The organism is Kitasatospora sp. NPDC057198, assembly GCF_042670125.1.
Lineage (GTDB): Bacteria > Actinomycetota > Actinomycetes > Streptomycetales > Streptomycetaceae > Kitasatospora.
On record NZ_JBHUWH010000072.1, the window covers coordinates 6,158 to 24,221 of the forward strand.

General features: G+C 74.0%; 15 protein-coding genes. 11 read left to right on the forward strand and 4 right to left on the reverse strand.

What is annotated here, in order from left to right:
- The 3 genes from ACFUEL_RS11800 to ACFUEL_RS11810 form a co-directional block, all read left to right on the forward strand.
- A partial coding sequence (locus tag ACFUEL_RS11800; RefSeq protein ID WP_380235957.1) for an ATP-binding cassette domain-containing protein occupies positions 1-402 on the forward strand: 402 nt, incomplete at its 5' end.
- Positions 399-1,424, forward strand: a complete 1,026-nt coding sequence (locus tag ACFUEL_RS11805; RefSeq protein WP_380235958.1) for an ABC transporter permease — start codon at positions 399-401, stop codon at positions 1,422-1,424. The genes ACFUEL_RS11800 and ACFUEL_RS11805, both read left to right, overlap by 4 nt.
- 313 nt (positions 1,425-1,737) lie before the next feature.
- Complete coding sequence (locus ACFUEL_RS11810; protein ID WP_380235959.1) at positions 1,738-4,395, forward strand: SpoIIE family protein phosphatase; 2,658 nt, start codon at positions 1,738-1,740, stop codon at positions 4,393-4,395.
- Between the two features lie 8 nt (positions 4,396-4,403).
- Here ACFUEL_RS11810 and ACFUEL_RS11815 read toward each other — a convergent pair whose 3' ends face one another.
- The 3 genes from ACFUEL_RS11815 to ACFUEL_RS11825 all read right to left on the reverse strand — a co-directional run bounded on the left by ACFUEL_RS11815 (position 4,404) and on the right by ACFUEL_RS11825 (position 8,278).
- Complete coding sequence (locus tag ACFUEL_RS11815; protein WP_380235960.1) at positions 4,404-5,375, reverse strand: Gfo/Idh/MocA family protein; 972 nt, start codon at positions 5,373-5,375, stop codon at positions 4,404-4,406.
- A gap of 135 nt (positions 5,376-5,510) precedes the next feature.
- Positions 5,511-7,007: an alkaline phosphatase family protein gene (locus ACFUEL_RS11820; RefSeq protein ID WP_380235961.1), complete on the reverse strand. Its 1,497-nt coding sequence runs from the start codon at positions 7,005-7,007 to the stop codon at positions 5,511-5,513.
- 230 nt (positions 7,008-7,237) lie between these two features.
- On the reverse strand, positions 7,238-8,278 hold the full coding sequence (locus tag ACFUEL_RS11825) for a LacI family DNA-binding transcriptional regulator (RefSeq protein ID WP_380235962.1): 1,041 nt from the start codon (positions 8,276-8,278) through the stop codon (positions 7,238-7,240).
- A 245-nt stretch (positions 8,279-8,523) separates the two neighbouring features.
- On the opposite strand from ACFUEL_RS11825, the gene ACFUEL_RS11830 reads away from it, so the two are divergent.
- Positions 8,524-9,180, forward strand: a complete 657-nt coding sequence (locus ACFUEL_RS11830; RefSeq protein ID WP_380235963.1) for a GntR family transcriptional regulator — start codon at positions 8,524-8,526, stop codon at positions 9,178-9,180.
- Between the two features lie 189 nt (positions 9,181-9,369).
- Positions 9,370-10,038, forward strand: a complete 669-nt coding sequence (locus tag ACFUEL_RS11835) for a GntR family transcriptional regulator (protein WP_380235964.1) — start codon at positions 9,370-9,372, stop codon at positions 10,036-10,038.
- A 283-nt stretch (positions 10,039-10,321) separates the two neighbouring features.
- Here ACFUEL_RS11835 and ACFUEL_RS11840 read toward each other — a convergent pair whose 3' ends face one another.
- Complete coding sequence (locus ACFUEL_RS11840) at positions 10,322-11,098, reverse strand: SDR family NAD(P)-dependent oxidoreductase (protein ID WP_380235965.1); 777 nt, start codon at positions 11,096-11,098, stop codon at positions 10,322-10,324.
- 88 nt (positions 11,099-11,186) lie between these two features.
- Between ACFUEL_RS11840 and ACFUEL_RS11845 the strand changes: the two genes are divergently transcribed.
- The 6 genes from ACFUEL_RS11845 (at position 11,187) to ACFUEL_RS11870 (ending at position 18,021) form a co-directional block, all read left to right on the forward strand.
- Complete coding sequence (locus tag ACFUEL_RS11845) at positions 11,187-11,837, forward strand: bifunctional 4-hydroxy-2-oxoglutarate aldolase/2-dehydro-3-deoxy-phosphogluconate aldolase (protein ID WP_380235966.1); 651 nt, start codon at positions 11,187-11,189, stop codon at positions 11,835-11,837.
- A 14-nt stretch (positions 11,838-11,851) separates the two neighbouring features.
- Positions 11,852-12,769 carry a sugar kinase gene (locus ACFUEL_RS11850; protein WP_380235970.1) on the forward strand — a complete coding sequence of 306 codons (918 nt, stop codon included), beginning with the start codon at positions 11,852-11,854 and terminating at the stop codon, positions 12,767-12,769.
- Positions 12,770-12,951: 182 nt separating this feature from the next.
- Positions 12,952-13,842, forward strand: a complete 891-nt coding sequence (locus ACFUEL_RS11855) for an SMP-30/gluconolactonase/LRE family protein (protein ID WP_380235967.1) — start codon at positions 12,952-12,954, stop codon at positions 13,840-13,842.
- A gap of 77 nt (positions 13,843-13,919) precedes the next feature.
- On the forward strand, positions 13,920-15,239 hold the full coding sequence (locus ACFUEL_RS11860) for an MFS transporter (RefSeq protein ID WP_380235968.1): 1,320 nt from the start codon (positions 13,920-13,922) through the stop codon (positions 15,237-15,239).
- 57 nt (positions 15,240-15,296) lie between these two features.
- The gene (locus tag ACFUEL_RS11865) at positions 15,297-16,472 is read left to right on the forward strand and encodes a mandelate racemase/muconate lactonizing enzyme family protein (RefSeq protein ID WP_123559003.1); all 1,176 of its coding nucleotides are present in this window, start codon (positions 15,297-15,299) and stop codon (positions 16,470-16,472) included.
- 73 nt (positions 16,473-16,545) lie between these two features.
- Complete coding sequence (locus tag ACFUEL_RS11870) at positions 16,546-18,021, forward strand: hypothetical protein (protein ID WP_380235969.1); 1,476 nt, start codon at positions 16,546-16,548, stop codon at positions 18,019-18,021.
- Positions 18,022-18,064 lie beyond the last annotated feature (43 nt).

Genomic DNA, 18,064 nt, shown 5'->3' on the forward strand with positions numbered 1-18,064 from the left:
GCGCAGGAGTACACCGAGCGGCTGCGGGTGCGCACCCCCTCGATCGAGCACGAGGTGCGCAAGCTCTCCGGCGGCAACCAGCAGAAGGTCGTCCTGGCCCGCTGGCTGGCCCGCAGACCCGAGGTGCTGATCCTCGACGAGCCGACCCGCGGCATCGACGTCGGCGCCAAGGCCGAGATCTACCGGATCGTCGCCGACCTCGCCGAACAGGGCGTCGCCCTGCTGGTGATCTCCTCCGAACTGCCCGAACTGCTCGGCCTGGCCGACCGCATCGTCGTCATGCAGGGCGGCCGGATCACCGGCGAACTCGACCGCGCCCAGGCCACCGAGGAAGCCGTCCTGCACCTCGCCATGGCCGACGACCTCACGCCCCGCACCCCCTCCCCTGGAGCCACCTCATGACCGCCCTGACCAGCCCGCCCGCCCGGCCCGAGGCCGCCCGGGGCTCCGCCCTCCCCTCGCTGATCGCCCGGCTCGGCGCGCAGCACCTCAGCCTGATCGGCGCCCTGGCCGTGGTGCTCGCCGTGTTCGGGACGCTCAACGACAACTACCTGAGCCTGGACAACCTCCAGGTGATCGCCGAGGCCGCCACCATCACCGGCCTGCTGGCCGTCGTGCAGACCGTGGTCATCATCTGCGGCGGCCTGGACATCTCGGTCGGCTCCCAGGCCGGCGTCGCCTCCGTGGTCTCCGCGATGGCCTTCACCTCCGCGGGCTCCAACGCCTACGCGGGCATCGCCGCCGCCGTCGCCGTCGGCCTGCTGATCGGCCTGCTCAACGGCGCGGTCATCGTGCACGGCCGGGTCAACCCCACCATCGCCACCCTGGCCGGACTCGCCGCCTACAAGGGCCTGGCCCAGCTGATCTCCGACGGCCGCGCCCAGGGCTACGTGCTGGGCGACCCGGTGTTCGTCTTCCTCGGCCGCGGCAGGATCGCCGGGCTGCCCGTCATGGTCTGGCTGCTGGTCGTGGTCGCGCTCGCCGTGCACGTCCTGCTGGCCCGCACCGACCTGGGCCGCAACCTCTACGCGATCGGCGGCAACGACACCGCCGCCCGCCTCGCCGGCATCAACATCAACAAGTACCTGATCGCCGTCTACGGCCTGATCGGCATCGTCGCCGCCCTCGCCGGCGTCCTGCTCACCGCCCGCACCGGCTCCGGCCAGCCCACCTCCGGCAGCGAGGGCCTCGAGCTCAAGGCCATCACCGCCGCCGCCCTCGGCGGCTGCGCCCTCAAGGGCGGCAAGGGCGGCATCGGCGGCACCCTGCTCGCCGTCGCCCTGCTCGGCTGCCTGGAGAACGGCCTCACCGTCCAGGGCATCAACTCCTTCTGGCAGAACGTCGCCCAGGGCGCCCTGCTCGTCGTCGCCGTCGTCGTCCAGCAGCGCCGCAGCGGCGAACGCGCCATCGGCCTGCCCGCCTGACCCCCGTCCCCCACCACCAGCGCACCACCCAGGAACTCCGCCGGACCGGCCTCTCGGCGCCACCGCAACGACGCGGAACGGCGTGGCCGGAGCCCGGCGGAACGGGCGGCGACGACCGCGGAGGGTCGGTTCCGCCGCCCACTCCGCACCGGTGGCGTCCCTGCTGAGCCGGGGCCGCCACCGGCCCGGACCCCCGAGCGCCCGCCTCCGGCACCCCGCCGCCCGGAGCGGCCCGCCCCACCCGGATGCCGGGGCCGGGGCGGGCTCCCAGAATGAAGGGGTGAGCGAGACCGGGAGACCGCGGGGGCCCAGGATGCCGCGCAGCCTCGCCGCCCGGGTGTTCTTGCTGCAACTGGTCGTCATCGCGGTGCTGGTCGCCGCCGCCCTGGCCGCCCTGGTGGTGCAGGCCCGGCAGCGCACCACCCAGGAGGCGTACGACCGCTCGATGTCGGTCGCCGAATCCTTCGCCCACGCGCCCGGCACGCTCGCCGCGATGGAGTCCGCCGACCCCAGCGCCGTGCTGCAGCCCGCCGCCGAACAGACCCGGACCAGGGCCGACGTGGCGTACATCGTGGCCTTCGCCCCCGACGGCACCCGCTGGTCGCACCCCGACCCCGCCCTGATCGGCGGCCACGTCTCCGGGAACTTCGCCCCCGCCCTCGCCGGCGAACCCTTCCAGGAGACCTTCGACAGCACCCTGTTCGGGCGCGCCGTCGACACCACCGTCCCGGTCTTCGACCCCGGCGGGAAGGTCGCCGGTCTGGTCTCCGTCGGCATCCAGGTACGCAGCGTCCAGGAGCACCTGCAGGCGCAACTGCCCGTCCTGTTCGCCGCCGCTGGGACCGCCCTCGCCCTTGCCGCCGCCGGGTCCGCGCTGGTCAACCGACGGCTGCGGCGGCAGACCCACGGCCTCGGACCGGCCGAGATGACCCGGATGTACGAGCACCACGACGCCGTGCTGCACGCGGTGCGCGAAGGCGTCGTCATCACCGGGGACGGCCGCCTCCAGCTCGCCAACGACGAGGCCCGCCGCCTGCTCGACCTGCCCGCCGACCCCGGCACCGCACTCCCGCTGGACGCGCTCGCCCTGCCGCCCGCCCTCGCCGACCTGCTCGCCACCGGCCGCCCGGCCACCGACGAGGTCCACCCCGTCGGTGAACGGCTGCTCGCCGTCAATCAGCGCCCGGTGGAACGCTCCGGCCGTACCCAGGGCGCCGTCGCCACCCTGCGAGACACCACCGAACTGCGGGCCCTGGCCGGCCGCGCCGAGACCGCGCACCGCCGCCTCGACCTGCTGTACGCCGCCGGACTGCGGATCGGCACCACCCTCGACGTCACCCGCACCGCCGAGGAACTCGCCCGAGCGGCCGTTCCCGCCTTCGCCGACTACGCCACCGTCGAACTGCTCGAACCCGTGCTGGCGGGCGCGGAACCCGAACCCGGCAGCACCGCGGTCCGCCGCACCGCCCGCACCGGTGTTCGCGAGGACTTCCCGCTGTACCCGCTCGGTCACCCCGTCGGCACCGCCCCCGCGTCCACCATCCCCACCGACCTCGCCGCCGGGCGCGCCCTGCGCATCGACCTCGCCGCCACCGACGACTGGTGCGCCGACCCGGCCCACGCCCGCGAACTGCTCGACTTCGGCCTGCACAGCGTCGTCTCCATCCCGCTCCAGGCCCGCGACCTGGTCCTCGGCGTGGCCAACTTCTGGCGCGCCCAGCAGCCGCCGTTCACCGACGACGACCTCGCCTTCGCCGAGGAACTCGCCCTGCGCGCCGCCGTCAGCCTCGACAACGCCCGCCGCTACACCCGCGAGCACGCCACCGCCACCGCCCTGCAGCGCAGCCTGCTGCCCGGCGAACTCCCCGCGCACCGCGCCGTCGACACCGCCTGGCGTTACCGGGCCGCCGAAGCGGGCGTCGGCGGCGACTGGTTCGACGCCATCCCGCTCTCCGGCGCCCGGGTCGCCCTGGTGGTCGGCGACGTGGTCGGGCACGGCGTCGGGGCCGCGGCCGCGATGGGGCGGCTGCGCACCGCCGTCCACAACTTCTCCGCGCTCGACCTCGACCCCGACGAACTCCTCGCCCGGCTCGACGAGTTCGTCACCCGCCTGGACCCCGGCGCGGACGGCGGCGCGGTCACCGGCGCGACCTGCCTGTACGCCGTCTACGACCCCGCCACCGGCCACTGCGCGATGGCCTCGGCCGGCCACCCCCCGCCCGCCCTGCTGCACCCCGACGGCACCGTGCACGTCCCCGACCTGCCGCTCTCCCCGCCGCTGGGCACCGGCGAGGCGCTGCCCGCCGAGACGATCGGCCTGCACCTCGACGAGGGCACCCTGCTGGTGCTGTTCACCGACGGCCTGCTCCAGCCGCGCCGCCTCGACCCCGACGACGCCTACACCCTGCTCGCCGGCGCCCTGGCCGGCTCCGACCGCACCCCCGAGGGCGTCTGCGCCGCCGTCCTGGACGCCCTGCCGCCCGACCACCCCGACGACGACGTCGCGCTGCTCGTCGCCCGCGCCCGCCGCCTCGACCCCGGCCGGATCGCCGAGTGGCGCCTGGAGCGCGACCCCGCCACCGTCTCCCGGGTCCGCGCCGACGTTACCGCGACCCTGGAGCGCTGGGACCTGGCGCACAAGGTCTTCACCACCGAGCTGATCATCAGCGAACTCGTCACCAACACCATCCGCTACGGCACCGACCCGGTCCGGCTGCGCCTGCTCTGCGACGACCGCCACCTGATCTGCGAGGTCGCCGACGGCAGCAGCACCTCCCCGCACCTGCGCCGGGCCGCCGACACCGACGAGGGCGGCCGCGGCCTCTACCTGGTGGCCCGGTTCTGCGAGCGCTGGGGAACCCGTTACCTGGACCGCGGCAAGATCATCTGGGTCGAGCAGGACCTCGCCGAGGAGCCGCCCGCCGCCGAACCGGACGCCGACGCGCTGCTCGACCAGTGGGACGACCTGTAGCCGGGGCGTCAGTCCTCGGCGGACAGCTCGACGGCCCGGCCGGAGAACGCGGACAGCCGGGCGGCGGCGACGATCCGGGCGGCCATCACACCGTCGCGGGCGGTGACGGGGGCCGGGCGTCCGGTGCGGACGGCCGTGGTGAAGGCCCGTAGCCCGGCGACCGTCGGGTCGTCGTCGGCCCAGGGAGACGGTCGCCGCGCGTCGGCGGGGCCGACCGGAGCCGACGCGTGCTGCCAAACCTCGCCCCGGGGGCCGGACAGCCGGGCGGTGGTGCCGACGGTGGTGCCCGGCAGGACCCAGCGGCCCCGGACCAGGCTGACCGTTCCTGAGGCGTGGGTGAGCACCACCGTGGCAGCGACGGGCGGGCCCTGGACCTCCGCTTGGAGCTGCGCGAACACCCGGACCACCTCGCCGGCCAGCGAACGGGCCAGGTCGAAGTCGTGCACCGACAACTCGGCGAGGACGCGCCCGTCGCCACCTGCCCCGGCGGCTGACCGGTGCGAACGGTCCGGGCGGGCAGCCGTCCGGCCGAACTCCAGCACGGCCGTCGGCCCGAACTCCGCCGTCCCGTCCGCGAGCGCCCGGCGCAGCGACGCGTGAGTCGCCCCCCAGCGCTCGAACCCGGCCGGGAACAGGTGCACACCCGCCGCTTCCGCCGCGTCCGCGGCTTGCCGCGCCTCGGTCGGATCGGCGGCAGACGGCAGCTCGCACACGGTGTCGCAGCCGGTCCTGGCCGCGGCCAGGACGAAGGCGTGTCGACTGTGCGCGGGCGTGCAGACGTCGACGAGTGCGCTGTGGCTGAGCAGTCGTCGCAGCGACACCGCCGCAGTGACGTGATAAGGGGCGTGCTCCGCGGCAAGGCGGTGGTGGCGGCCGTCGGGGGAGTAGACCCGGACCCGGGCTCCCAGGGCCAGCCAGGCGGCCAGGCGGGTGCGGGCCGCCGTTCCGGAGCCGATCAGGCCCACGTCGAGATCGGGCACGCTGCTCCTCGTTGCTTCGGGCGTCTTGGGAAGGGGCGGGCCCGGGAACCTGTGGCCTGACGGACCGATGACCGCTCGGTGTGGCCGTGCCCGGGACCGCCCGGTCGGTGGGTGCGTGCGGGTCGGTGTCCTCGATCACAGAGCCGCACGCCGGTGCCGCGTCAGGCGCTGGGGCCCAGGACGCGGATCTCGGCGGCGCCGGTCCAGGCGCCGCGGTTGCCGGCTTCGGTGAGGGCGCAGGCGGACCCAGCGGGCGGTGGTGGCGGGGAAGGTGACGGCCTTCGGTTTGGCGTCGTCGGCCCAGGTGCCGGAGGCGACGGGGCTGCTCCAGGTGGTGCCGTCGGAGCTGGTGGCGATCTCGTCACTGCCGATCCGGCCGTTGCCGCCGTCGGGGCGGGGCAGGTAGGTGAGGCCGGTGGCGGTGCGGGCGGTGCCGAGGTCGAAGCGGATGTCGTGCGGGAACGGGTCGGGCCGGGGTTCCAGCGGGTGTGCCACATGGTGGTGGGTGCGTCGTCGAGCACGTTGCCGGGCGGATGGGTGCCGTTGGCGGGTCCACGGCGAGATGACGATGATCGGGACGCGGAAGCCCAGGCTCGTCTGCTTGCCGCCCGGGATCTCGCCGCTGGTGGTGACGGTGGACAGCCCGTTGCTGTCGGAGGTCGGCGGCATCGGCGGCGGGACGTGGTCGAAGAAGCCGCCGTTCTCGTCGTACTCGAGCAGGAAGGCGGTGTTGGACCAGACGTCGGGGTGGGCGGCGAGCTGCTTGAGCAGCCGGGCGGTGGGGTCGGTGCCGACCGTGGGGCGGTAGTTGGCGTGCTCGGACTGGATGGCCGGGGCGACGATCCAACTGACCTGCGGGAGAGTGCTGTTGGCCAGGTTGTTGCCGAACGCGGCGACCAGGCCGGGCACGGTGGCGAGGTCGCGGTCGTACAGCGGCCGGTCGGCCTTGGCGTTCTTGAAGCCGGCGAACCAGGCGAGTGCGTTGTCGTTGAAGTTGTCGCTCTGCTGGTAGACCTTCCAGGAGATCCCGGCGTTCCGCAGGCGCTCGGCGTAGGTGGTCCAGGTGAAGCCCGCCGAGGGCTCCGAGTTGTCCATGATCGCGCTCTGGCCGACCGGGCCGCCGTTGCTGCCGGTGAAGACGTGCAGGCGGTTGGGGTTGGTCTGGGTCAGCGTGGACTGGAAGTAGTGGTCGCAGAGGGTGAACGCGTTCGCCGGCCCGTAGTAGAAGTCCAGGTCCTTGCGGGCGAAGCGGCCCATGTCGATGGCGGGGGTGCGGCCGGAGCTCCAGGAGTCGAACTTGCCGCCGTTGTAGGTCCCGAGGTCGGTGGACCAGTCCATGGTTGCTGCGCCCGCACAGATCGAGTTTGTGGTGGCGGTGTTCATCCGGAACGGCAGGATGTGCCCGTCCGGGTTGGTCGAGTTGGGCTGGTGCCGGACCGGCTTGCCGCCGGGCAGGGCGACGGCGTTGCGGTCGCCGAAGCCGCGTACGCCGTTCAGGGTGCCGAAGTAGTGCTCGAAGGCCCGGTTCTCCTGCATGAAGATCACGATGTGTTTGATGTTCGAGAGGGTGCCGGACCCGGCGGCGCCGAGGAAGGGACGCCGACTCGGGGGGCGATCCTGCTCGTCTGACATGGGGACTCCTGGCAGGGAGAAGGCCCGGGAAGGCGGGTGGGCGCGGTTCCGGACCGCAGGGGGAGTGGGGGGCAACGGCCCCGGTGGGGCCCAGGGAGTCAGCTGCCGGTCTGCTCGTCGAGGAGCACCGGCCGATGGGGGCGACTGCCCCGAGCCCCGGACGCTAACAGTCCGGCCGAAGTGCTTTCAATACCCTTGGGGCGCTTTACTGCCATAAAATCAGAAGGTTTTCATAGAAATAGTGCAAGTTCCGAAAGGCTGCCTGCGCGGCTCGACCCGGTGGAGCCGCGGACGGTCAGCATTGGAGCCGGGGCGGCCCTTCCGGCCGTGCGCGGATCCGCGCCGGACAGCACCGCGGCCAGGGCCCCGACGGCGACCGCCCCCAGCTCGGCGGACGGTACGGCGAGCGTGCTGAGCGTCGGAACGAGATGGTCGGCGGCCGGGCAGTCGCCGCCCGCCAGCACCGACACCTCGCCCGGGACGTCCAGTCCCAGCCGGGCGGCCGTGCCCAGCACCCCCACCGCCTGTGCGAACGAGGCCGTCAGCACCGCGCTCGGCGCCGTGCGGGAGCGGCGTAGCTCCGCCAGCCCGTCGGCACCACCGCGCTCGTCCGCCCGCTGCAGGGTGACGACGGGTTCCGGCAGGCCCAGTTCGCGGCAACGCCTCACGAAGGCATCCGGCCCTGCTCCACCGCGTCGCGCCGGCCTGCCGATCAGGCCCAGGCGGCGGTGGCCCAGTCCGGCGAGGAAGTCCACCGCACCCCGGGCGACCTCGGTGGCGCGGTCCGGAACGTCCGTCCAGCCCGGATGTCCGTACTCTCCCAGGACGACGCCGGGCAGCCGTCCGAAGCCGAGTGCCTCCGCCGCACCCGCGGCCCCCGGGCCGACGAGGACACCGTCGACCAGGTCGGGGTCGACGAGCGCCGCAGAGCCGTGTGCCGGCGGATCGTCGCCCGCGTCCTCGACCACCAGTGCGGCGAGGCCGAGCAGGGCCGCGCGGCGGGTGGCCCCGCCGACGGCCGCCGCCCAGTCGGGATCGGACAGTGACGGCCCCACCAGCGCGACCGCCCCGGTGCGCCCGGTGGCGAGCAGCCGCGCCGGTCCGTGCGGTCGGTAGCCCAGCCGCCGGGCGGCCTCCCGGATCCGGGTTCGGGTCCGCTCTCCGACCCGGGTGCCGGGAGCGTCGCCGAGCACCTTGGACGCCGTCGACTTGGAGACGCCCGCGGCGGCCGCCACGTCCTCCAGGCGGGGGCGGGGGAGCGCATCGAGCATGGCGGTCCTCTCCTCGTACGGTCGCACTGTGAGCCATTATCGTATAACGGATACGATTGCCTGGAGGTAGTGGCAGGCGTCGGCCGGTGGGGGGCACGCGGCCGCCCCGTCGCGCACGGTCGGATCCGGGGCGGCGGGGGACGGTGGGGATCCGCGTTTCCCGGGGTTCCGGAGAAGGCGGCCGTCGGGGCCCGGTGTCGCGGGCCGCGTACCGGAGGGTGGGTGCGATCGCCTACGGTGTGGGCATGAACAGCTGGGCGAAGTCGCTGCCGGTGGCCAAGAGCAAGGCCGACCTGGCCTACGAGAGCCTGCACCGGGCGATTGCCGAGGGTGACCTGAAGCCGGGCGAGCGGGTCAACATGGACGAGCTGTCCCGGGCGCTGGGTGTCAGCAAGATCCCGGTCCGGGAGGCGGTCAAGCGGCTGGAGGCGGACGGACTGCTGGTGTCCCGGCCGCACGCCGGAGTCACGGTGGCCGCCGTGGACGTCGCCGAGATGCGCGGGGTGTTCCTGGCCCGCGAGGCGATCGAGGCGTTGGTGGCCGAACTCGCGGCCGCCCGGATCACCGAGGAGCGGCTCACCGCGGTGGAGGCGGTCCAGGCGGACATGCGGGCCGCGCTGGCGAACGGCGAGTTGACCGCGATGGCGGAGCTCAACTCCCGATTCCACGGCCTGCTCGCCGAGGCGGCGGGCTACCGGGTGCTGGCCGAGCTGACCGACCAGCTGCTGCTGACGGTGCGCCGCTACCGGGTCACCGCGCCGCTGGACGCCACCAGCTGGGAGACGGTCGCCGCCGAGCACGAGGCGCTGCTGGTGGCGGTGCGCGCGCGCGACCCGCGAGCCGCGGCGGACGCCGCCCGACTGCACATGCGTTCCCAGGCTGACCAGGAGCCGACGGTGTAGGGCCGTTCTTCCTGGCCCGGGGGAGGAGCGGCGCGGTGGGTGGTGGCGATCGCCTTGGGCGCCGGGGCGATGCGCTCTGCGTCGCGCGGAGCCTCTCGCAGCCCTTCCTGCTGCCAGAGCGTGTCCGGGTGGTTGCGAGGGGTTCGTTGAGCCTTGGACAAAGCATGGAATATCGCATACGATTGACGGATGGGTGAGAACAGCTGGGCCAATCCGCTACCCGCGGTGAAGAGCAAGGCCGACCTGGCCTACGAGAGCCTGCACCGGGCGATCGCCGAGGGTGACCTGAAGCCGGGCGAGCGGGTCAACATGGACGAGCTGTCCCGGGCGCTGGGTGTCAGCAAGATCCCGGTCCGGGAGGCGGTCAAGCGGCTGGAGGCGGACGGACTGCTGGTGTCCCGGCCGCACGCCGGAGTCACGGTGGCCGCCGTGGACGTCGCCGAGATGCGCGGGGTGTTCCTGGCCCGTGAGGCGATCGAGGCGTTGGTGGCCGAACTCGCGGCCGCCCGGATCACCGAGGAGCGGCTCACCGCGGTGGAGGCGGTCCAGGCGGACATGCGGGCCGCGCTGGCGAACGGCGAGTTGACCGCGATGGCGGAGCTGAACTCCCGATTCCACGGCCTGCTCGCCGAGGCGGCGGGCTACCGGGTGCTGGCCGAGCTGACCGACCAGCTGCTGCTGACGGTGCGCCGCTACCGGGTCACCGCGCCGATGGGCGAGCGCGAGTGGGCCACCGTGGTCGCCGAGCACGAGGCGCTGTTGACGACCCTGCGTGCGCGCGACCCGCGAGCCGCGGCGGACGCCGCCCGACTGCACATGCGCGCCCAGGCCGACCACGAGGTCGCCGTCGGCGCGTGACCCCGGGGCGGGACGAAAGCGGGCCGCTGGACGTCTGACGGCAGGGTCCGGGCCGGTTCCGGTGCGGAGAGGATGGCAAGGCGGGTGCGCCACGGTACGCCGCCGCTGCGGTGCGTGCCCCTGCGGTGCGGGCGTTCTCGTCGTTCGGCCCCGGTTCCGTCTGCGGTGCTCGGCCCGCTGTTCCGGTCGGCCCGCGCCCGCTGCCCGTCCCGGCACTGTCGCGGGGCCGCCGGTGCCGCCCCCGTACGGGCCGGGGCCGGCGGGCCCTCGGCGTGACCGACCGTCAGGCGTCCAGCGGGGGCAGGCCCAGGCGCTCGCGGTGGCCGTCGCGCAGCAGGCTGGCCGGGCTGACCAGGCGGGCGCCGGCGTCCAGGACGAGTTCGGAGCCGGTGAGCAGGGCGGCGGCGGGGCTGAGGGCCAGCGCGACGGCGTCGGCGAACCGCTCGGCGTCGGGGACGGTGCGCAGCGGGTTGCTCTCCCGCAGCCGGGCCAGATCCTGTTCGGCGAGCGGTCCGAGGCGGGACTCGGTGGCGGGGGTGCGCACCCAGCCGGGGGAGAGGGTGAGGAAGGTCAGTCCGTACCGGCCGTAGTCGACGGCCAGTTGCCGGGTGAGGGCGGCGATGGCGCCCTTGGCGGCGGCGTAGGCGGGCAGGCCGGGCGCGGCGGTGCGGTGCAGGACCGAGCCGACGGTCACCACGGTGCCGGAACCGGCCTCCAGCATCGCGGGCAGCACCTCGCGCACGCAGTGGAACACCGAGGTGAGGTTGGCGTCCAGCACCCGGTGCCACTGTTCGTCGGTGGTCTCGTGCAGCGGCGCGCCCTCGGTCAGGCCCGCGCAGGTCACCAGGGCGTCGAGGCGGCCGAGCCCGGCCCGGGCGGCGGCGACCGCGGCGCGCACCTGGGCGGGGTCGGTGGCGTCCGCGCGGTGCATCCGCACCCCCGCCGGGCCGGTGCCGGCCATGTCGAGGCCGGCCACCTGCCAGCCGTCGGCGAGCAGGCGCGCGGCGACGGCGCTACCGATGCCGCCGGCCGCACCGGTGATGAGAGCCGTTCTGGTCATGGGAGGGGCCTTTCGGGAGGGGCGGGTCAAACACCAGCAGGAACGTATACTATATCCGAACCACTGTGCGGAGCCCTGGGAGGCATGCATGCAACCGGACGAACTCATCGAGAGCCTGCGGACGAACCGGCTCCTGGCCATCGTCCGGGGCACCGACCCGGACGCGGCGCTCGACACGGTCCTGGCCCTGTTCGGCGGCGGCGTCCGCCTGGTGGAGGTCTCGCTGACCACGCCCGGCGCGCTCGGCGTGATCGAGCAGGCCAGGGCCGTCCTCGGTCCGGACGCCGCGCTCGGCGCGGGCACCGTCCTCACCCCCGCCGACGCCCGCGACGCGGCCGCCGCCGGGGCCGCCTTCGCCGTCACCCCCGGCGTGACCGCCGCCCTCGACCAGGCCCGGGAGAACGGACTGCCGGTGGTGGCCGGCGCGGTCACCCCCACCGAAGTGGCGCTCGCCCTCGCCGAGGGCGCCGCCGCCGTCAAGCTCTTCCCCGCCTCCCTCGGCGGCCCCGCCTACCTCAAGGCCCTGAGCGACCCGTTCCCCGCCGCGCACTTCGTCCCCGTCGGCGGCGTCGACGCCCGCGCCGCCGCCGACTTCCTGGCCGCCGGAGCGCTCGCCGTCGGCGTCGGCGGACCGCTGGTCGGTACCGCCGCCCGACCCGGCGGCGACGCCGAACTGCCCGCCCGCATCGCACAGTTCCTGCGACTGGCGAAGGGGGAACAGCCGTGCTCGACGTCGTGACCCTCGGGGAGACCATGGCCGCCCTGCGGGCGGGCCACCCCCTGCACCTGGGCGGCTCCCTCGACCTGACCGTGGCCGGCGCCGAGGCCAACGTCGCCATCGCGCTGGCCCGGCTCGGCCACCGCACCCGCTGGGCCGGCCTGGTCGGCGCCGACGAGTTCGGCCGCCTGGTGCTGCGCACCCTGCGCGCCGAGGGCGTCGACCTCGCCCATGCCGCCGTCGACCCCGACGCGCCCACCGGCCTGGTGGTCTTCGAGCCCCGCACCGCCGACCTGACCCGGGTCCTCTACTACCGCGCGCACTCGGCGGGCAGCCGCCTGGCCGAGCGCCACGCTGCCGCCGCGCTCGCCGACGGCGCCCACGTGGTCCACCTGACCGGCGTCACCGCCGCGCTCGGCCCCGGCCCGCTGGCCGCCGTGCGGTACGCCGCCGAGCAGGCCGGCCGCATCGGCGCCGCACTCTGCCTGGACGTCAACTTCCGGGCCCGGCTGTGGAGCGCCCCGGACGCCGCCGAGGCGCTGCGCCCGCTGGCCGCCCGTGCCACCGTGCTGGTCGCCTCGGACGACGAACTGCACCTGGCCGCCCCGGCAGCGGCCGACACCGAGGCCGCCCGGGTCGAGGCGCTGCTCGAAGCGGGCGTGCGCGAAGTGGTGGTCAAGCGCGGCGCCGAAGGTGCCGAGGTCTTCACCGAGGACGGCTCCACGGCCCGGGCGGCGGTGCGGGTGACGGTGCGCGACACGGTCGGCGCCGGCGACGCGTTCACGGCCGGCTACCTGTCCGGCCGACTGGACGGGCTGCCGGTCGACGGCCGGCTGGAACGCGCCGTGACCCTGGGCGCGTTCGCGGTCGCCGCGGCCGGCGACTGGGAGGGCCTGCCCACCCGCGCCGAACTCGGGCTGCTGTCCGCCGCGCCCGGCACCGCCCTGCGCTGAACGGCGCCGTCCCGCACCGGGCGGCGGCGCACTGCGAGCAGTGAGGAGGCGCCGCCGATGCGAGGAACGCAGGTGGGCGGGGTCGGCTCGGTCCGACCCCGGCCTTCTGCCCGTCGCGCCCGGCACCACGCCGCTCCGCGCCGAGCGACGGCGCACCGTACCCCAATGAGGAGGAATCGCCGATGCGCGAGGACCACTGGCGGCCGGTCGGCCCGGCCCGCCACCAGCTGGCGGAGGGGGCGCGCTGGCACGACGGGCGGTTGTACTACACCGACCTGCTGCGCGGCACCCTGCACTGCTGGGACCCGGAGTGGCCGGAGCACCTGGAGACCCTGGCCGACCTGGGCGTCCCGCTGGGCGCGGCCGCGCCGGTCCAGGGCCGGCCGGGGGAGTGGATCGCCGCCGCGGGCGACGGGATCGTCCGGCTCACCCCGGGCGGGGCGCCGCCGCGCTGGCTGGCCCGCCCGGAGGCCGGGGCCGGCCGTCCGATGCGGATGAACGACGCGGGCTGCGACCCGGCGGGCCGGTTCTGGGCCACCAGCATGGACGTCGACGCGGCGGAGGGGGCGGGCAGCCTGTACCGGACGGACCCCGACGGCGGCGTGCACCGCGTGCTGGACGGGCTGACCGTGCCCAACGGGCCGGTGTTCTCCCCCGACGGCACTGTGCTCTACCTCGCCGACAGCGCCCGCGGCGAGATCACCGCCCACCCGCTGGACCCCACCGGGCAGCTGGGCCCGGCCCGGTTGCTGGTGCGGCTGCCACCCGCCCAGGGCCGCCCGGACGGGATGGCCGTGGACGACCGCGGCCGACTGTGGGTCGCCGCCTGGGGCGCGGGGACGGTGCGCTGCCACGCCCCGGACGGCCGCCTGCTGGGCGCCTCGGCGGTGGGGACGCCGCACGTCAGCAGCGTGGCCTTCGGCGGCGGGCTGATGTTCGCCACCACCGCCCGGCACCGGCTGGCCGAGCCGGACGCCCAGGCCGGGGCGGTGCTGGCCCGCCGCTCGGAGGTGTCCGCGCTTCCCGTCCTGGCCTACCGCGAAGACACCTGGACACGAAACGGCAAAGCCTGATTCCACCCCTGGACCGCATTTCGTATATCGCATACTGTGAGTGGTGCAAGCCACCCCCTGCCCGGTGGGAGAACCCCGTGACCACCACAGCACACCCCGGAAGCACCCACGTGAACAGCACCCCCCGCGCCACCACCCGGCGCACCATGGCCGCCGCCACCGTCGGCACCGTCATGGAGTGGTACGACTTCAACCTCTACGGCCTCGCCTCGGCGCTGGTCTTCGGCCCGCTCTTCTTCGGCTCCAGCTCCACCGGTGCCACCCTCGCCTCCTTCGCCACCTTCGGCGTCGGCTTCGCCGCCCGCCCCATCGGCGGCATCCTGTTCGGCCACCTCGGCGACCGCATCGGCCGCAAGTACGTGCTGCTGATCACGATGCTCGGCATGGGCGTCGCCACCACCCTGGTCGGCGTCCTGCCCACCCACGCCACCGCCGGCGTCTGGGCCCCGATCCTGCTGATCGTCCTGCGGATCTGCCAGGGCGTCGCGGTGGGCGGCGAGTTCGCCGGTGCCACGCTGCTGACCGTCGAGAACTCGCCCAACGGCAAGCGCGGCCTGTTCGGCTCCATCCCCGCGATGGGCACCGGCGCCGGCTCCGTGCTGGCCACCGCCGTCTTCGCCCTGGTCGCCCTGCTGCCCGACCACGCCTTCCTCACCTGGGGTTGGCGCATCCCGTTCCTGCTCAGCTTCGTGCTGGTGCTGTTCGGGATGTGGCTGCGCCGCGGCATCAAGGAGACCCCGGTCTTCGCCGGACTCGAGGAGCGCGCCGAGACCGTCCGCTTCCCGTTCCTCACCGTGGTCAAGGAGCAGCCCGCCGCCGTCCTGCGGGTCCTCGGGATCACCGCCTCCGGCTTCGTCTGGGCCTACCTGATCCAGGCGTTCGGCCTCTCCTACGCCACCAAGAACCTGGGCATCCCCAAGTCGACCATGCTGTGGGCCGCCGCCCTGGCCGGGGCGCTGGAGATCCTCACCATCCCGTTCTGGGGCTGGCTCTCCGACCGGATCGGCCGCCGCACCATGGTCGCCATCGGCCTGGCCTGCACCGTCGTCTACGCCTACCCGTTCTTCTGGCTGCTGGGCACCGGCAGCACCCCGCTGGTCTTCCTGGCGCTGGTGCTGGCCATCCCGATCTGCAAGGACATGGTCTTCGGCCCGCAGGCCGCCCTGGTCGCCGAACAGTTCGACGCCCGGGTCCGGTTCAGCGGTGTCAGCGTCGGCCGGGAGTTCGGCGGAGCGATCTTCGGCGGCACCACCCCCTTCATCGGCGCGGCGCTCGTCGCCGGCACCGACTCCATCGCCCCCGTCGCGCTCTACGTGGTGGCCGGCTGCCTGATCACCGCGGTCGCCGTCTTCAGCGGACGCGAGACCGCGCGCGGCGACATCACCGAGCACGCCTGACCCGTCCCGCCCTCCCGACCGAGGACGGCCCGTACCACCCCCGCAGGAGAGAACCCCGTGAGCACCCAGCCGCTGCGCATCACCAAGGTCGAGGCCCTGGCCCTGTCCGCCAGCTTCGACGACCTCTACGACTCGCCCGACCAGGTCCCGGACTGGCTGCGCTACCCCGCCTCCAGCCACCTGGTGCTGCCCCGCCGCGGCCAGTACGCGACCCTGGTCAAGGTCCACACCGAGGACGGCACGGTCGGCATCGGCGAGGCGTACGGCCTGCCCTCCCCGCAGGTCACCGCGACCGTGGTGGCCACCGTGCTGGCCCCGCTGCTGATCGGCCAGGACGCGCTGGCCACCGGTGCGATCTGGGAGCGCCTCTACAAGGGGCAGGCGGCCGGCGGCCACAACCGCGGCTTCTACCTCGAAGCGCTGGCCGGCATCGACCTCGCCCTGTGGGACCTGCGCGGCAAGCTCGCCGGACAGCCCGTCCACCGCCTGCTCGGCGGCCCGATCCGGGAGACGGTGCCCTGCTACGCCAGCCCCGTCGCCCTGCACGCCGACCCCGAGGACTCCGCCCGCCAGGCGCTCGGCTTCGTCGACGCCGGCTTCAAGGCCCTCAAGGTCAAGATCGGCCGCGGCGAGCGCACCGACCGGGCCCATCTGAGCGCGGTGCGCGCCGCCGTCGGCGAGGACGTCGAGATCCTCACCGACGTCAACTGCGCCTACGACCTCGACCAGGCCACCCGGGTCGGCGCCGTCCTCGCCGATCTCGGCATCTCCTGGTACGAGGAGCCGCTCCAGGTCGACGACCTCGCCAACCTCGGCGAACTGCGCCGCCGCACCGGTCTGACCGTGGTCAACGGCGAGACCCACTTCACCCGCTTCGACCTGCGCGACTCCCTGCTCAACCGGGCCATCGACGTCTTCATGCCGAACGTCGCCCGGTGCGGCGGCATCACCGAGGCGATGCGGCTGTCCGCGCTCGCCTCCGCCTTCCACGTCGACATCGCCCCGCACGGCGTCGGCTCCGGCGTCAGCCTGTGCGCCGCCCTGCAGCTGTGCGCGGCCACCCCCAACCTGCGCACCTACGAGTACAACCGGCTGCCCAACCCGATCCGCGAGGCGATCCTGCTCAACCCGCCGAAGTTCGCCGACGGGGTGCTGACCGTACCCACCGGCCCCGGCCTGGGCTTTGACCTCGACGAGGACGCCGTCGACCGCTACACCGTCGCCAGGTTCTGACCCCGCGTCGGAACCCGGGCCCCCGAACCCCCTGTCGCCTTCACCCCCACCCCCACCCACCCGGAGGTAGACCATGGCCCTGCCCGAGCCGAACGGCATGAGCCGCCGATCCCTGCTGCGCGGCGCCGCGATAGCCGGTGCCGGAGCGGCGCTGTCCCCGCTGCTCAACCTGTCCTCGACGGCGGCCGCCGCCACCGCGGGCAGCTACACGATCCGCTTCGACCAGGCCGCCAAGCAGACCATCCTCGGCCTGGGCTTCGAGATCCAGTCCGACTCCATCGGCTCGGGCAACAACGGCCTGCCGGACACCGTCAGCGGCGTCCCGCACGACCTCACCGACTCCGAACTCACCCGCTTCTACCAGCAGATGCTGATGGGCGGCCGCTCCGACCGGGGCTTCCGCTACTGCCGGCTGGCGATGGGCCTCTACTACCGGGGCCTGGACTCCACCCGCAAGCACATCCAGGACCGCTTCCCCGGCCAGGGCGCCGGCCTCGCCGACATGATGAGCCGTGCCCACATCGAGGGCACCTCGGTGGAGTACTGGTCGCCGGCCCCCGGCTGGAAGTCCAACAACTCCTACATCGGCGGCAGCCTGGCCTCCTTCGACGCCCAGTTCCTGGCCGACTTCGGCGACGCGCTGGTCGGCGACCTCGACCACCTCACCGCCCAGGGCATCCCGGTGTCGATGTGGGGCCTGCAGAACGAGCCCCGGTTCTCCACCCCCTACTCCTCCTGCGTCTACAGCGCCGACCAGTACCTGGCGACCTTCAAGGCCGTCGCCCCGAAGATCAAGTCCAAGTACCCGAACGTCATGGTCACCGCCGACAGCCTCGACGGCTGGGGCGGCCCGATCGGGCAGGCGATCATCGCCGACTCCACCGCGCTCTCCTACGTGGACGCCTGGAGCTACCACCGGATCGGCTACGACTCCAACTACCAGATCGACAACGACTTCCGCCGCCAGGCGTTCGGCAAGCCGGTCTTCAACAACGAGTTCGAGTACCTCGACAACCAGACCTCCGACGTCCGGACGATCAACACCGCCCAGTCGATCATGAACTGGATGGTCTTCCAGGACGCCCCGACCTGGTTCTGGCTGCATGCCCTCAAGCCCACCACCAACGCCGAGTCGCCCGGCTACTCGCTCGGCTTCTGGCGGCCGCCGAGCGACACCGACTTCAGCCACTTCCCGAACATCCCGGTCGGCCACTGGGACTTCAACCCGCAGAACTGGAACGCCGTCGCCGGCTTCGTCAAGTACATGCCGTGGGACTCCGTCCGCTACGGCGTCGACGAGTCCGCCGTCCTCCGGGACCAGCGGATCATGGCCTGGAAGACCCCGGCCGGCAAGCCCGTCTTCGCCGTCACCAACCGCTCCGCCACCGACTCCTTCACCTACACCGTCGACACCCAGACCGCCGCCGCCTTCGAAGGCCACCGCTACGGTCCCTCGACCAACAACCAGTCCCTGGGCTTCAAGACCGGTCCGAGCCTGACCCTGACCGTCCCGCCGCTGTCCATCGAGTTCTGGGTCCGCAACCCCTGACCCGCCCCGGCCGCTCCGGGCCCCACCGGCCCGGGGCGGCCCC

Excerpts from the sequence above, each read along its gene's own strand:
- ACFUEL_RS11805 (WP_380235958.1), top strand. The coding sequence starts at position 399 with ATGACCGCCCTGACCAGCCCGCCCGCCCGGCCCGAGGCCGCCCGGGGC.
- ACFUEL_RS11810 (WP_380235959.1), top strand. The coding sequence starts at position 1,738 with ATGCCGCGCAGCCTCGCCGCCCGGGTGTTCTTGCTGCAACTGGTCGTC.
- ACFUEL_RS11820 (WP_380235961.1), bottom strand. The coding sequence starts at position 7,007 with ATGTCAGACGAGCAGGATCGCCCCCCGAGTCGGCGTCCCTTCCTCGGC.
- ACFUEL_RS11825 (WP_380235962.1), bottom strand. The coding sequence starts at position 8,278 with ATGCTCGATGCGCTCCCCCGCCCCCGCCTGGAGGACGTGGCGGCCGCC.
- ACFUEL_RS11830 (WP_380235963.1), top strand. The coding sequence starts at position 8,524 with ATGAACAGCTGGGCGAAGTCGCTGCCGGTGGCCAAGAGCAAGGCCGAC.
- ACFUEL_RS11835 (WP_380235964.1), top strand. The coding sequence starts at position 9,370 with ATGGGTGAGAACAGCTGGGCCAATCCGCTACCCGCGGTGAAGAGCAAG.
- ACFUEL_RS11840 (WP_380235965.1), bottom strand. The coding sequence starts at position 11,098 with ATGACCAGAACGGCTCTCATCACCGGTGCGGCCGGCGGCATCGGTAGC.
- ACFUEL_RS11845 (WP_380235966.1), top strand. The coding sequence starts at position 11,187 with ATGCAACCGGACGAACTCATCGAGAGCCTGCGGACGAACCGGCTCCTG.
- ACFUEL_RS11850 (WP_380235970.1), top strand. The coding sequence starts at position 11,852 with ATGGCCGCCCTGCGGGCGGGCCACCCCCTGCACCTGGGCGGCTCCCTC.
- ACFUEL_RS11855 (WP_380235967.1), top strand. The coding sequence starts at position 12,952 with ATGCGCGAGGACCACTGGCGGCCGGTCGGCCCGGCCCGCCACCAGCTG.
- ACFUEL_RS11870 (WP_380235969.1), top strand. The coding sequence starts at position 16,546 with ATGGCCCTGCCCGAGCCGAACGGCATGAGCCGCCGATCCCTGCTGCGC.